15 protein-coding genes are annotated in these 14,216 nt (G+C 71.1%); 9 read left to right on the plus strand and 6 right to left on the minus strand.

Going from position 1 to position 14,216, the window contains the following annotated elements; all coding sequences use genetic code 11:
- Window positions 1–4: 4 nt before the first annotated feature.
- Both P0Y48_13850 and P0Y48_13855 read right to left on the minus strand, forming a co-directional pair.
- Entirely contained in the window at window positions 5–697 is a 693-nt protein-coding gene (locus tag P0Y48_13850; protein WEK13521.1) for an SDR family NAD(P)-dependent oxidoreductase, read from the minus strand.
- The gene (locus tag P0Y48_13855; GenBank protein ID WEK13522.1) at window positions 690–2,105 is read right to left on the minus strand and encodes a DUF6421 family protein; all 1,416 of its coding nucleotides are present in this window, start codon (window positions 2,103–2,105) and stop codon (window positions 690–692) included. Before P0Y48_13855 ends, P0Y48_13850 begins: the two co-directional genes overlap by 8 nt.
- Window positions 2,106–2,224: 119 nt before the next feature.
- On the opposite strand from P0Y48_13855, the gene P0Y48_13860 reads away from it, so the two are divergent.
- From P0Y48_13860 to P0Y48_13880, 5 genes are all read left to right on the plus strand, one after another.
- Entirely contained in the window at window positions 2,225–2,680 is a 456-nt protein-coding gene (locus P0Y48_13860) for an Lrp/AsnC family transcriptional regulator (GenBank protein WEK13523.1), read from the plus strand.
- 79 nt (window positions 2,681–2,759) lie between these two features.
- Entirely contained in the window at window positions 2,760–3,947 is a 1,188-nt protein-coding gene (locus P0Y48_13865; GenBank protein ID WEK13524.1) for a histidine kinase, read from the plus strand.
- Window positions 3,944–4,600 (plus strand): response regulator transcription factor, encoded by a 657-nt coding sequence (locus tag P0Y48_13870; GenBank protein ID WEK13525.1) that lies wholly within the window; start codon window positions 3,944–3,946, stop codon window positions 4,598–4,600. The genes P0Y48_13865 and P0Y48_13870 overlap by 4 nt, the downstream gene beginning before the upstream one ends.
- A gap of 104 nt (window positions 4,601–4,704) precedes the next feature.
- Window positions 4,705–5,466 carry an ABC transporter ATP-binding protein gene (locus P0Y48_13875; GenBank protein ID WEK13526.1) on the plus strand — a complete coding sequence of 254 codons (762 nt, stop codon included), beginning with the start codon at window positions 4,705–4,707 and terminating at the stop codon, window positions 5,464–5,466.
- Complete coding sequence (locus P0Y48_13880; GenBank protein ID WEK13527.1) at window positions 5,463–6,926, plus strand: FtsX-like permease family protein; 1,464 nt, start codon at window positions 5,463–5,465, stop codon at window positions 6,924–6,926. The genes P0Y48_13875 and P0Y48_13880 overlap by 4 nt, the downstream gene beginning before the upstream one ends.
- Before the next feature lie 119 nt (window positions 6,927–7,045).
- On the opposite strand, the gene P0Y48_13885 is transcribed toward P0Y48_13880, so the two are convergent.
- Complete coding sequence (locus tag P0Y48_13885) at window positions 7,046–7,588, minus strand: hypothetical protein (protein WEK13528.1); 543 nt, start codon at window positions 7,586–7,588, stop codon at window positions 7,046–7,048.
- Between the two features lie 53 nt (window positions 7,589–7,641).
- Between P0Y48_13885 and P0Y48_13890 the strand changes: the two genes are divergently transcribed.
- Window positions 7,642–8,280 carry a 2-phosphosulfolactate phosphatase gene (locus P0Y48_13890; protein WEK13529.1) on the plus strand — a complete coding sequence of 213 codons (639 nt, stop codon included), beginning with the start codon at window positions 7,642–7,644 and terminating at the stop codon, window positions 8,278–8,280.
- Window positions 8,281–8,366: 86 nt separating this feature from the next.
- Here P0Y48_13890 and P0Y48_13895 read toward each other — a convergent pair whose 3' ends face one another.
- The 3 genes from P0Y48_13895 to P0Y48_13905 all read right to left on the minus strand — a co-directional run bounded on the left by P0Y48_13895 (window position 8,367) and on the right by P0Y48_13905 (window position 10,349).
- Entirely contained in the window at window positions 8,367–8,855 is a 489-nt protein-coding gene (locus P0Y48_13895) for a SprT-like domain-containing protein (GenBank protein WEK13530.1), read from the minus strand.
- 29 nt (window positions 8,856–8,884) lie between these two features.
- Window positions 8,885–9,406, minus strand: a complete 522-nt coding sequence (locus tag P0Y48_13900; protein ID WEK13531.1) for a hypothetical protein — start codon at window positions 9,404–9,406, stop codon at window positions 8,885–8,887.
- A gap of 79 nt (window positions 9,407–9,485) precedes the next feature.
- A complete protein-coding gene (locus P0Y48_13905) occupies window positions 9,486–10,349 on the minus strand; it encodes a fused MFS/spermidine synthase (protein WEK13532.1) in 864 nt (287 codons plus the stop codon).
- 142 nt (window positions 10,350–10,491) lie between these two features.
- On the opposite strand from P0Y48_13905, the gene P0Y48_13910 reads away from it, so the two are divergent.
- The 3 genes from P0Y48_13910 (at window position 10,492) to P0Y48_13920 (ending at window position 14,195) form a co-directional block, all read left to right on the plus strand.
- Entirely contained in the window at window positions 10,492–12,156 is a 1,665-nt protein-coding gene (locus P0Y48_13910) for an ABC transporter substrate-binding protein (protein WEK13533.1), read from the plus strand.
- A gap of 84 nt (window positions 12,157–12,240) precedes the next feature.
- A complete protein-coding gene (locus P0Y48_13915) occupies window positions 12,241–13,245 on the plus strand; it encodes an ABC transporter permease (GenBank protein WEK13534.1) in 1,005 nt (334 codons plus the stop codon).
- Window positions 13,242–14,195, plus strand: a complete 954-nt coding sequence (locus tag P0Y48_13920; GenBank protein WEK13535.1) for an ABC transporter permease — start codon at window positions 13,242–13,244, stop codon at window positions 14,193–14,195. The genes P0Y48_13915 and P0Y48_13920 overlap by 4 nt, the downstream gene beginning before the upstream one ends.
- The last annotated feature ends 21 nt before the right edge of the window (window positions 14,196–14,216 follow it).

Genomic DNA, 14,216 nt, shown 5'->3' on the forward strand with positions numbered 1-14,216 from the left:
CGCCTCAGTCGGCGAGAGTGATGACCGTGTCGTTCACGGCATCCGCCTGCGCATCCCACAGGTCCACGAACGCCGCCGCGAGATCGGCCTCTCTTCCGGCCAGACTCTTCACGCGGAAGACGACGGCGGCAGCGCGCAGCGGCTCACTGGCATCCCGTGCGGTCTTGGCGAAGCCCTGCGCGAGCGCGCGCGTCCACGCTTCGGTGGCCGCCTTGACGGCCGCGTAGTTCGCGCCTCCGGCGAGGGGCCGCGCCACCGCCGTCGACGACACGACGGCGATCCTCGCGGCCGACGAAGCGAGCAGGTCGCCCCAGAAGGCTCGCGACGTGTGCCGCCACGCGGTCAGCGACTGCTCGAGGAAGCGGTAGTCGTCGTCGGTCTGCCCGGCGACGCCGCCACCGCCGCGCCAGCCGCCGACGAGGTGCAGGATGCCGTCGACGTGCCCGCCCGTCGCCGCCAGCTGGGCCGCCAGCGCGGCGACGGCATGCTCGTCGGTGAGATCGCACACCGCGGTCCGAGCGCCGAGTCGCGCCAGCGGCGCGAGGCGCTCCTCATCGCGCCCCACGGCGACCACGCGTGCGCCGGCCCCCACCAGCGCACGCGTCGCCGCTTCCCCGCTGTCGCTCGTCGCCCCCGCCACGAGCACGAGGCGGCCCCCGACGTCCCGCGTCTGAGACGTGACCGTCTCGTCAGGCATCGGCGCCGGTGATCCCCGACGTCGACGCGATCACGTCACGCATCTTCTTCTCCAACGCCTCGAAGAACATCGACAGCGGGAACTCGTCGTCCAGCACCGCGTCGGTGTACCCCTTCGGAGCGCCGGCGAGCACCTCGTCGGGGAGCCCGCGGTTCCACACCGAGGCGGGATGGGGTGTCACGGTCTGCCGCACCAGGTCATAGGCGGCGAGCCAATGCGCGACCTTCGGGCGGTCGATCGACTTCCAGTACAGCTCGTCGATCGCGTCGCCGAGGGCGACGACCGCGGCGGGCACGTCATCCCAGTCGAAGGCGAGGGCCGTGTCGGTCCAGTGGAGCACGCCGCGCTGGTGCAGCCACGCGAAGAGCAGCTGCCCGCCGAGGCCGTCGTAGTTGCGCACCCGGGTGCCGGTGATCGAGAACCGGAAGATCCGATCGAAGATGACGGCGTACTGCACGAGCTTCGCGTGCTCGAGCGTCTCGGCCTCCACGTCCGACAGCTCCGTACGCGCACGCAGCTCCTGCTCGATCGCGACGCACTCGCGGAAGGCGGTGAGATCGCAGCGCAGCTCCTCCAGGGAGTAGAGGAAGTACGGCATCCGCTGCTTGATCATGAAGGGGTCGAAGGGCAGGTCGCCGCGCATGTGGGTGCGGTCGTGGATGATGTCCCACATCACGAAGGTCTTCTCGGTGAGCGCCTGGTCGTCGAGCATCCGCGCGGCGTCGTCGGGCAGGTCGAGCTTCGTGATCTCGGATGCCGCGCGCACCACGCGCCGGTAGCGGGCGGCCTCGCGGTCCTGGAAGATCGCGCCCCAGGTGAAGGTCGGGATCTCGCGCATGGCGACCGTCTCGGGGAACAGGACGGCGGAGTTCGTGTCGTAACCGGGCGTGAAGTCGAGGAGCCGGAGCGAGACGAAGAGCTTGTTCGTGTAGGTGTTCTCCAACTCCGCGATGAACTCCGGCCAGATCACCTCGACCAGCACCGCTTCGACGTAGCGGTTGCGGGAACCGTTCTGCGTGTACATCGGGAACACCACGAGGTGCGTGAGCCCGTCGACCCGATGCTGCTGCGGCTGGAACGCGGTGAGCGAGTCGAGGAAGTCGGGCACGCCGAACCCGCCGTCGACCCAGCGCTGGAAATCATGGACGCTCGCCGCGAGGTACTCCGCGTCGTGCGGGAACAGCGGGGCGAGCGCGCGGATGGCGAGGACGATCGTCTCGACGTAGGCGCGCGCCTCCTCGTGCGCGTCGGCCTCGGGGACGGAGCCGTCCTGCGCCTGCAGCTCCTGGAGAGCGGTCGCGGCATCCTTCAGGGCGAGCCACGCCGGCTGCTCGGGGATCGCACGGCCGTCCTCGACGACCTCCGGTTCTCCGATGACGACCTTGCGGGCGGGTGCGGTCAGGGACATGGTGAACCTCCGATCAGAGCGACGTGTCGCAGCGCCGAGCCGCGAGCTCCCCGAATTCTACGAGAGAAGTTCCGCCAGGATAAATAGACGGCAGGAAATCTTCCGGTAGTTTTCGACCTATGACCCTCACAAATGTCGATGCGGGAATCGTTCGCGCCCTCTCTCGCGACGGGCGGGCGACCCTCTCCCAGTTGTCGGCCGCTGTCGGCCTGTCCGTCTCCGCCGTCCAGGCGAGGCTCAAGCGACTCGAAGCGGACGGCACCATCGCGGGCTACCGCGCCACGATCAACCCCGAGGCGGTGGGCAAGCCTCTCGCCGCCTTCATCGAGATCACGCCGCTCGACCCCGCCCAGCCCGACAACGCCCCCGAGATGCTCGCGCACCTCGACGAGATCGAGGCGTGCCACTCGGTGGCCGGCGTCGCGGCTTACATGCTCTTCGTCCGGGTCGCCACGCCGCGCGCCCTGGAAGAGCTGATCCGCGACATCCGCGCGGCCGCGTCAGTCAGCACCCGCACAACCGTCGTGCTGCAGACGTTCTTCGAGGGGCGCCCCCTCCACCCCGCTCGCACCTGACGCGCGGCATCCCGGTCGGCGCCGCGGATACATCCCCCGACGGATGCCGTCAGGCACCGCGCTCGCGTAGCGTCGAAGGGTGTTCCGTCCCCTCGAGCGATACCAGCTGACCGTCGACATCGTCGTGGCCGTGCTGTTCTTCCTCGGCACGGTCCTGTTCACCGTCCTGCCCTACGGTTATTGGAACGGCGTCGACACGACCGCGAGCGTCGTGGCGGCCGTCGTGCTCACGGCCGGATTCTCGGTGGCACTCGGCATCCGGCGGTGGTCGCCGCCGCTCGCCCTCACTCTCGCGTGGGTGCTCGCGCTCGTGCAGATGAGCTTCGGGCTCCCGCCGCTTCCGGCCAACGTCGCGATCTTCGGCATCCTGTACGTCACCGCCGCCTACGGCACGCGCACGCTGTTCTGGGTCGGATTCGCCTCCGCGGTCGTCGGGGCGGTCGCGATCACCGCCTACCTGATCGTCCCGCCGCTCATCCGCGGCGGATGGAGCCTCATGGGCGCCATCGAGGCGAATCTCATCGTCGGGATCACCGTCTTCTTCAGTGCCGCGCTCGCCCTGCTCCTGTCCTGGACCGTCGGTGCGCTGGTGAGGACGGCGCTGCGCGCACGCGAGAACCGACGCGCCCAGGAGAGGGCTGAAGCGGAGACCGTGGTCGAGGCGGAGCGCAACCGCATCGCCCGCGACATGCACGACGTCGTCGCCCACTCGCTCGCCGTCGTGATCGCGCAGGCCGACGGCGCCCGCTACGCCGCCGCCCGCAATCCCGACGCCGCGACCGACGCGCTCGCCGCCATCTCCGGGGCCGCCCGCTCCGCCCTCGCCGACGTTCGCATGCTGCTGACGCAGTTGCGCCACAGCGAAGGACCGGGCCCGCAGCCGACCCTCGCCGATCTCGAGCAGCTCTACGCGCACGTCCGCGCCGCCGGGGTAGATCTGCGGGTCGACGTGGACCCCGCCCCTGTCGCCGAGCCGCCGGCCGCGGCCCAACTGGCGGTGTACCGGATCCTGCAGGAGGCTCTCACCAACGCCCTCCGACACGGCGCGGGAGGTGCCGTCGACGTCGGGCTGTCGTGGCATCCTGACCGCGTGCGCCTGATCGTCCGCAACCCCGCCTCCGCCGGCTCGGCCCCCGGCGACGGGCGCGGGCACGGCCTCATCGGCATGCGGGAGCGCGCGCAGCTCGTGGGCGGCACGTTCGAGGCGGGACTCGACGGCGACGTCTTCACCGTGCGCGCCACCGTCCCGATCGGGGCTGCGGCATGAGCGCCCCGATCCGTGTCGTCCTCGTCGACGACCAGGCCCTGTTCCGTGCCGGCATCCGCATGGTCATCGACTCACAGCCCGACCTGCAGGTCGTCGGAGAAGCCGGCGACGGCGCCGAAGCCGTCCGCGTCGTGCGGGCGCAGCGCCCCGATGTCGTGCTGATGGACATCCGGATGCCGCTGATGGACGGCCTCGCCGCCACCGCGGAGCTGCTGGCAGACCCGTCCTTCGGCGACGAGCCGCCGCGCGTCGTGATGCTGACGACGTTCGACCTCGACGAAGCGGCGGCGCGCGCCATCCGGCAGGGCGCGAGCGGATTCCTCCTGAAGGATGCCGACCCCGAGTTCCTGCTCGCGGCGATCCGCACCGTCCACGCCGGGTCTTCCGTCATCGCCGCCGCGGCCACGCGGGAGCTGTTCGCGCACTTCGGCGACACCGTGCAGGCTCCCCCGCCCGCGTTCGCCGCGCTCACCGACCGCGAGCGGGAGATCTTCGCGCTCGCCGCGCGCGGGCTGTCCAACGCCGAGATCGCGGCGCGCGAGTTCCTCTCGGAAGCGACCGTGAAGACCCACATCAGCCGCATCCTCACCAAGCTCGGTCTCCGTGACCGCGTGCAGCTCGTGGTGTTCGCCTTCGAGCACGGGCTCGCCTGAGCCGCGCCTCCTCCCCGCGCGCAGGCGGGATCATCCTTCCGATGTAGGTGATCGCGACGGACGGACGACGCGCCCACGCACAGGCGATCCATAACGTCGATGTCATGGAGATCACGACCACAGACCTGGGCCTCGCGGCGCGAGTGCAGAACCTCACCAAGAGCTTCGGAGCAGGCGAGAGCGGCGTCCGCGCCCTCGACGCCGTCACCGTCGGCATCCGCCGCGGCGAGTTCACCGCCGTCATGGGACCGTCCGGCTCGGGCAAGTCCACGCTCATGCACATCATGGCGGGCCTCGACGCGCCGACGTCGGGCCGTGCCTGGATCGGCGACACCGACATCACGGGGCTCTCCGACCTGGAGCTCACGATCCTCCGACGGCGCCGCGTCGGCTTCGTCTTCCAGGCGTTCAACCTCGTGCCCACCCTCGACGCGATCGGCAACATCATGCTCCCGTTCGACCTCGACGGGCGCCGCCCCTCGGCGCTGGAGCGCGCGCGCATCGACGGGCTCGTGGAGACCCTCGGGCTCGGGCCCCGCCTGCGGCACCGCCCGCACCAGCTGTCCGGCGGTCAGCAGCAGCGCGTCGCGATCGCCCGCGCCCTCGCCACGGCCCCCGACCTCGTCTTCGCCGACGAGCCCACCGGCAACCTCGACTCGCGCTCGAGCCGCGAGGTGCTCGCCCTCCTCGCGGCCGCCAGCCGCGAACACGGCCAGTCCATCGCGATGGTCACGCACGACCCGGTCGCCGCGTCGTACGCCGACCGCGTCGTGTTCCTCGGCGACGGACGCGTCGTCGCCGACAAGCCTCGACAGACCGCCGAGCAGATCTCGGCCCACATGCTCGCCGCCGAGGTGACGGCATGACCGCGGTCGCGGAACGGATGCCGATGACGGCATCCGTCGCGCGGGGTGCGGGTCGACTGGCGTGGCTGCGTGAACGCGGGATGGGGGCGACGATCCTCGTCGCGGCCATCTCGACGGCCTTCGGCGTCGCGCTCATCAGCGCGACCGGCTACATCGGTGCGGCCATGCTCGCCACCCCGACGTACGGCACGTCCGACACGCTCGCGGTGGTCGTCGGCATCCTGGGGATGCTGCTACTGGCCGTCGCCGTGTACGTCGCGGCGATCGTCACCGCCAACACGTTCGCGACGATCGTCGCCGGGCGCACCCGGCGGATCGCCCTGCTGCGGCTCATCGGTGCTTCGGCGCGGTCGCAGCGCACGGAGATCGCGTCGCAGGGGTTCATCGTGGGAGCGATCGGCGCGGTGACGGGACTGGTGCTCGGTACGGCGGCGACCGCCGTCGCGATCCCGATCCTCGGCCGTGCGCTCGGCGGCGATGTCGCCTACGACGTCCTCCAGCCGACCCTCGTCCTACCCGCGGTCGCGGTGACCCTGACCACCTGGGCGGCGGCGTGGGCGGGCTCGCGGCGCGTCCTCACCGTGACCCCGCTCCAGGCGCTCGGCGGGTCGGTGGAGCAGACGCACGAGGACGTCTCGGCGCACCGAGGCCGCAACGCGGTCACCGTCGTGCTCGGTGCCCTCGGCATCCTGCTGCTCGTGGGCGGACTGCTGCTGGGGCTGCTGAGCCCCCTCGGCGTCGTGGTCGCCTTCTTCGGCGGGCTGTTCTCCTTCACGGCGCTCACGCTGGCGGCGGCGGTCATCATGCCCCCGCTCCTGCGCCTGACGGGACGGCTGTTCGGTCGCTCGGCGACGGCGAGACTCGCGGCCGAGAACGCCCTCCGCTACCCGGAGCGGTCGAGCCGCATGGCGATCGGCGTCGTCATGGGCGTCGCGCTCGTGACGATGTTCGCGGTGGCGGCGGAGTCGGCGAAGGCGCTCATCACGGCATCCAGCGGGGGAGAGCCCGACCTCTACTTCTCACAGATGGTCGACTCGTTCGCGGGGGTGATGATGGCCCTTGTCGCCGTGAGTGCCGTCATCGCCGCGGTCGGGCTCGTGAACCTGCTCACGATCGGCGTCGTGCAGCGGCGTCGGGAACTCGGACTCCTCCGGGCCCTCGGGCTGACGGCCCGTCAGGTGCGCAGCATGGTGCTCCTCGAGGCGACGCACGTGACGGTGACGGCGCTCGCCTTCGGGCTCGTGCTGGGCACGGCCTACGGGTGGGTGGCGGCGCAGTCGGTGCTCGGGTCGGTGCCGATGCCGCCGCTGTGGCAGGCGCCCACGCTCGTGCTGCCGGCCGTGCCGGTCGGGCCGACGCTCGTGGTCGTCGCGGCCACCGCGGTGCTGACCCTCATCGCGGCCGTCGTGCCGACGCGGCTCGCGACCCGCGCGACCCCCGTCGAGGTGCTCGCCGAGTAGGGGCCGGTGCCGCGGCCGCCGCGCGGGGTCGCGTCTGCCGCGTGGCGAACTCCTTCGATCCGGGCGAGAACCCGGCCCGCAGCCCCCGGGGACGCGGATCGGCGTGTGGATCGAAGGAGTTAGCCGCGCCGCTCGTCCGAGCCGGGTGCAGCCACGGGGGCCGATTCCGCTTCGGGATCGTGCGCCCAGGTCGGTGCGAGGCGCCGCAGCCTCAGGGCTCGCCACTGCCAGACGGTCCACAGGACAGGCCACAGGGCGGCGGCGGTCGGTCCGCCGATCACGAGCCGCTCGCGCCACAGGGTGCGCGTCGGGTCGCCGGGCGCGGCCGACACGGCCATCTGGTGGTCCCACACGTCGAGGGATGCCAGGGGGCCCGTCAGCGGGATACCGCTGTCGCGGAAGATGCGCACGGGCCCTTCGGCCGTCTCGGTGCGCCGGTCGCTCACATGGATGAGCTGCGCGCCGAGCGGCACGGCGCCGGCGAGCATCATCCGCACGGGGACGTCGGTGCCGGGCTCGAGCGAGGTCGGCAGGCCGCCGGATGCCATCGGCTCCAGTTCGAGCAGAGGCCCGTACAGTTCGGCGACGACGCGGGGAGAGTGCAGCGCCCGCCACGCGGCGTCTGCGTCGCAGTCGAGCACGGTCTTCAGCAGGATGCGCATGCCTCAGTCTTGCACCGTCCGCGGTCCGGGGCGGAGGCCCCTAGCCTGGGACGGTGAGCTCCCCCTTCGACCAGTCCCGCTATCAGGTCCGCTTCGAGTGGGGCGCCGCCGGACTCGACCGGCTCGCCCCTGCCGACGTCGTCGTGGTGGTCGACGTGCTGCGTTTCAGCACCACGGTCGCCGACCGCGTCGGCGCCGGCGAGTCGGTGCCGTTCGACGGAGCCGCGCACGCGGTGTCGCTGAACGGCGCGGCGGTCGCCGCTCACGCCGCGGCCGCGGGCGCGACGGTGTTCCTCGGGTGCTTGCGCAATGCGGCGGCGACGGCGCGCGCTGTCCTCGCGGAGCAGGTGCGGCGCGGGGGACGTACGAGCATCGCCGTGATCGCCGCCGGCGAGCTCGCTTCCCGAGATGCCGATGCCGCGTTGCGGTTCGCGGTCGAGGACCAGTTGGGGGCGGGAGCCGTCGTCGACGCCCTCGGAGCGCTGGGCGTCGATCACACCTCTCCGGAAGCGGCGGCGGCGTGCGAGTCGTTCCGAGGCCTCCGCGGCGCCGTGCGTCATCTGCTGACGGCGTCGGGGTCGGGTCAGGAGCTCCTCGACCGCGAAGCCCGCGACGAGGTGCTGCATGCGGCGCAGACGGATGCGGTCGCCGTCGCCGTCGCGCTGCGCGACGGCACCTTCACCGCCGCCTGACCCCCGCCCGCGCCCCGTTCCCCCGGTCCCCCGGTCGTTGAGCGAGGCGCGCAGCGCCGAGTCGAAACGCCGAGTCCCGCCCCCGGTCAACGGGGAGTCATGGCCGCGACCCGCGTGGCTCGCGTGATCTCGCGTCGTGTCCAGGAGAAGAGGTAGCGGTCGTCGAAGCGCGGCGAGCACTTCGCGCACGAGGTCGGGCGGGAGGCGCGGCGGTGGCGGTACGCGACGTGTCCGGCCGGGCATACCCCGACCCATGGGGCGAGCTCGGTCGCCGTCTCGCCGCGGTGGGTGACGCCGCCGGTGTAGCCGATGGCGCGCGCCGCCCGCTTCCAAGCGACGCCGTGGCCCGCGCGGGCACCCGCGAGCGCGTGCGCGATCTCGTGCAGGATCGTCTGCCGGTTGGTCTCGGCGTCGTAGCGCGCCGAGAGGTACCGCGACAGTGTGATGCGCTGGCGCGTGTAGTCGCAGGCACCGGCGCGGCGCTTGGCGTTGTCGAACGCGAACGTCCACGACGCATCGAGGTGCGCCGACATGAGCGCTTCCGCGTCGCGACGGACGTCGAGCAGATCGGTCATGCGGGCAGTGTACGTCGGGCCGCGGACACTCAGGATGCGACGGCGGTGCGGCGCCGGTCGGCGGCCTCGATCGCGAGCAGCGTCGACTCCAGCTGCTCTTCCGGCGCGCCCGATTCCTGACGCAGGAAGAGCGCGCGCTTGAAGTCGGCGCGTGCGCCGGCGAAGTCTCCGGCGTCGTAGTGCACTTTGCCGCGGTGCTGGTAGGCGAACGCCGCCAGCGCCGCCCAGCGCTGGCCTTCGGCCTCCTCGGCGCACGTCGTGAGCTCTTGCACGGCGGCGGCGTAGGCACCGCGGAACTGCATGACGGTCGCGTGCAGGATGCGGGCGCGCAGCAGGTCCTTGCGGGTGCCGCCCATGCGGGCGACGCGCACCGACTGCTCCGAGACGACGAGAGCGTCCTCGAGCCGGTCGAGCACCTTCAGGAGCCACACTCGCTCCAGCAGCGCGGGAAGGCTCCGCTGATCGCCGAGTTCGCTCAGGCGCTCCTTGCAGCGACGCGGGTCGACCTTCTCGCGCAGCGTGTCCGGGTCGTATCCGAGGATGTAGCTCACCGTGTCTCCCTCCGATGCCGCGCGGTTCGCCCCTCCAGTCTCACCCGTCACTCGGCGAACATCGCGAGGGCGCGCCGGATCACCGATCGAAGACGGATGCCGCGGGCTTCGGCGACGCCTCGGCATCCGCATCGACGCTCACCCGGGCCCCGCGCGCGAACTCGTCGAGCTCCGCTCCCTGCGCCACCTTCGCGGGGTGCGGCCCGGCCGCCATGAGGCGCGGGAGCCAGGTGGTCGGCAGCGGTGCGGCGGAGGCCGCGACGACGAGATTGCCGAAGCGTCGCCCCTTGAGGGTCTGCACCTCGGCGAGCACGACGACGTGCTCGAGCACGGCGCGCACCGTCGCCACCTGACGGCGCGCGAACGCCAAACCCGCGCCGTCGGCGACGTTCACGAGCAGCACGCCGGTCGGGACGAGGAGGCTCGCCAGCGTGCGGTAGTACTCGACAGTCGTGAGGTGGGCGGGTGTCTGTGCGCCGGCGAACACGTCGGAGACGACGAGGTCGGCGGCACCCCGCAGTCCGGCCGGAAGTCGTCCGGCGACGTCGCGGGCGTCGCCGATCCGCACCCGCAGCTGGGCGCCGCGGGGGAGGGGGAGGTTCTCCCGCACCAGATCGACGAGCGCCTGCTCGAGCTCGATCACCTGCTGGCGCGAACCGGGCCGGGTGTGCTCGACGTAGCGGGGGAGCGTCAGGGCGCCCGCACCCAGGTGGACGGCGGTCAGCGGCTGCCCCGGCATCCGCAGCAGGTCGATGACGGCTGCCATGCGGGCGATGTACTCGAAGTGCAGATGGGTGGGGTCGTCGAGGTCGACGTGGGACTGCGGCGTGCCGTCGACGTCGAGCTCCCACCCGCCGGCGAACCGGCTGGGCACGACGCGTGCGAGCGTTCCGTCGGACAGGCGCGCCGAGGGTCCCGCCTCCTCGATCCGTGCCCGCGCCATGCCTCCACGGTAGCCCGGACGACGAAACAGGATCGAGACAAAGGTGTAACCGTTGCTCAGCCGGTTCACAGGTAGCGTCGATCGCATCCCCGGCGGCGCATGCCCGCGCCCCATGCCGGGCTCGTACAACGGAAGGTCCACAATGCTCTTCACTTCGAGAAGGCGTGCGCTGGCCGCCGTCACGGCGGTCGCCATCAGCGGCCTCGTGCTGACGGCCTGCAGCAGCCAGCGTGGTCAGGAGGAGTCGGAGGCTCCCAGCGACGTCGACACGACGTTCGTGTTCGGCGCGTCCGGCGACCCGTCGAGCCTCGACCCCGCGTTCGCCAGCGACGGCGAGTCGTTCCGCATCTCGCGCCAGATCTTCGAGGGTCTCGTCGGCGTCGAGCCGGGTACCGCCGACCCGGCACCGCTCCTGGCGGAGTCGTGGGAGCAGTCCGAAGACGGACTGTCCTACACGTTCCAGCTCAAGGAGGGCGTGACGTTCCACGACGGCAGCGCCTTCAACGGCGACGCGGTGTGCTTCAACTTCGACCGGCAGAACAACTTCACGGGCGTCGCTCAGAGCGCGAGCATGTCGTACTACTGGGGTGCTCTCATGCGCGGCTACGCCGACACCGGCACCTCCATCTACGCCGGGTGCGAGGCCACGAGCGACACCGAGGTGGTCATCTCGCTGACGCAGCCGTTCGCCGGCTTCATCCCCGCCCTGTCCCTTCCCGCGTTCGCGATCCAGAGCCCGACGGCGCTGGAGGAGTACAACGCCGACGAGGTCGGCGGCACCGAGGAGGCTCCGACGCAGAGCGAGTACGCGACCGGTCACCCGACCGGCACCGGCCCGTTCAAGTTCGACTCGTGGGAGCCGGGCGCCGAGGCCACCGTCTCGGTGTACGACGACTACTGGGGCGAGCAGGGCCAGGTCGAGAAGGTCATCTTCAAGGTGATCGGCGACACCACCGCCCGTCGTCAGGCGCTCGAGTCGGGCTCCATCGACGGCTTCGACCTCGTAGCTCCCGCCGACCTCGGCGCGCTCGAGGATGCCGGCTTCAACCTGGTCAACCGTGCGCCGTTCAACGTCCTCTACCTCGCCTTCAACCAGGCCGCCGAGGGGCTCGACGACATCAAGGTGCGCCAGGCGCTGACGCAGGCGATCGACAAGGACGCGCTCATCTCGCAGGTGCTGCCGGAGGGCACGGTCGCGGCGACGCAGTTCATGCCCGACTCGGTCATCGGCTGGAACCCCGACGTCACGACGTACGACTACGACCCGGAGGCCGCCAAGGCGCTCCTGGCCGAGGCCGGCTACGACGAGTCCAACCCGCTCGAGATCCTCTTCAACTACCCCGTGAACATCTCGCGTCCGTACATGCCCAACCCCGAGCAGATCTTCGCGAACCTGCAGAGCCAGCTCGAGGCGGTCGGCGTGAAGATCACAGCCGAGTCCAACGAGTGGGGCGAGTACCTCGACCGGATGCAGGGCGGATCCGACCACGGCATCCACCTGCTCGGCTGGACGGGTGACTACAACGATCCGGACAACTTCGTGGGCGTCTTCTTCGGCGCCGAGACGAACGAGTGGGGCTTCGACAACCCGGAGCTGTTCTCGGCGCTCACCGAGGCCCGTGGCCTCAAGACCGAAGAGGAGCAGGTTCCGGCCTACGAGGCGATCAACGAGCAGATCGCCCAGTTCATCCCGGGCGTGCCGCTGGCCCACCCCGTGCCCACGCTCGCGTTCGACGCGCGCGTCACGGAGTACCCCGCCAGCCCCGTCCAGGACGAGGTGTACAACATGATCGTGCTGTCCGAGTAAGACGGCCCGAACGGCGGATGCCGCGACCGGCGCACCCGGTCGCGGCATCCGCGTCACCTCCCCACCCCACTGGAGTCGCATCCCGTGCTACGCACCATCGGTCGGCGCATCCTGCTGCTGATCCCCACTCTTCTCGGGCTCACGATCCTGCTGTTCTTCTGGGTCCGCGCCCTGCCCGGCGGTCCCGCCGTCGCCCTCCTCGGTGAGCGGGCGACTCCGGAGGCGGTCGCCGAGATCAATCGGCTCTACGGCTTCGACCGGCCCCTCATCGAGCAGTACGTGACGTGGCTCGGACGGTTGCTGCAGGGCGACTTCGGCAGCTCGATCCAGACCGGCCGTCCCGTCATCGAAGAGTTCGCCCGCCGCTTCCCCGCGACGATCGAACTGTCGGTCGCGGCCATGATCATCGCCGTCGGCGTCGGCATCCCGCTCGGCTACTGGGCCGCGCGGCGCCACGGGAAGTGGAGCGACCACTCGGCGGTCGCCCTCAGCCTCGTCGGCATCACGATCCCCGTCTTCTTCCTCGCGTTCATCCTCAAGTACGTCTTCGCCGTGCAGCTCGGCTGGCTGCCGTCCGACGGTCGCCAGGACGCCCGCATCGACGCGACGCACTACACGAACTTCTACGTGCTCGACGGGCTCCTCACCGGGGAGTTCGACGCGGCCTGGGATGCCGTGCTCCACCTGATCCTCCCGGCGATCGCCCTCGGGACGATCCCGTTGGCGATCATCGTCCGCATCACACGGGCGTCGGTGCTGGAGGTGCAGAACGCCGACTACGTGCGTACGGGCATGGCGAAGGGCATCTCGCGGCAGACGCTGCGGGGCCGGTTCATCCTCCGCAACGCGATGCTCCCCGTCGTGACGACCATCGGTCTGCAGACGGGACTCCTCATCTCCGGCGCGGTCCTCACCGAGACGGTGTTCGCCTTCCCCGGTATCGGATCGTTCCTCGCGCGCGCCATCTTCACGAGGGACTTCCCCGTGCTTCAGGGGTTCATCCTCTTCATCGCCGTGCTGTACGCGCTCATCAACCTGCTGGTCGACGTCTCCTACAGCGTCATCGACCCGAGAGTGAGGGTCCAATGACTTCCGCGATCCTCCCGCCCGCGCCGGGCGGCGGCCCCGCCGACGACGCCGCCGAGCGTCAGGTGCTGAACACGCAGACCAAGGGCGGATTCTGGCGCGACGTCTTCGCGCGGCTGCGCCACAACCCGTCCGCGTGGGTCGGCGCCGTCATCGTGCTGCTGTTCCTGCTCGTGGCCGCTCTCGCGCCGCTGCTGGCGCCGTTCGGGCCGACCGAGCTCCCCGGCCAGCGATACATCACGCCGACGCACATCCCCGGCCCCGGTGAGATCGCCGAGTTCCCGCTGGGGCTCGACCGGTTCGGCGGCGACGTGCTGTCGAAGCTCATCTGGGGCGCCCAGGCGTCCCTCATGATCGGTGTGATCTCCACGGCTCTCGGCCTCCTCGGAGGGATGATCCTGGGGCTCCTCTCGGGCATGTTCGGCGGGTGGGTCGACAACGTCATCATGCGCTTCGTCGACATCCTGCTCTCGGTGCCGAACCTGCTGCTGGCGGTGTCGATCGCCGCGATCCTCGGGCAGTCCCAGACGGCCGTCATGATCGCCATCGGTGCCTCGCAGGTGCCGGTGTTCGCGCGCCTGCTTCGTGCGTCGATGCTGCAGCAGCGATCGGCGGACTACGTGCTGTCGGCGCAGACCCTCGGCCTCGGCCGCGGCACCATCACGATGAGTCACGTGCTGCCGAACTCGGTCGGACCGGTCATCGTGCAGGGCACCCTGTCGCTGGCGACAGCCGTCATCGATGCGGCGGCGCTGTCGTTCCTCGGCCTCGGCGGCGGCCTTCCGCAGACCGCCGAGTGGGGACGCATGCTCACCTACGCGCAGGCGGAACTGGCGATCGCCCCGTGGCTCGCGTTCCTTCCCGGCATCTGCATCTCGGTCACCGCACTGGGCTTCACGCTGCTCGGCGAGGCGCTCCGCGAGGCCATGGACCCTCGCACCCGCGCGCGCTGACCGGCATCCGCCCGCATCTCG

The organism is Candidatus Microbacterium phytovorans, from assembly GCA_029202445.1.
Classification (GTDB): Bacteria; Actinomycetota; Actinomycetes; order Actinomycetales; family Microbacteriaceae; genus Microbacterium; species Microbacterium phytovorans.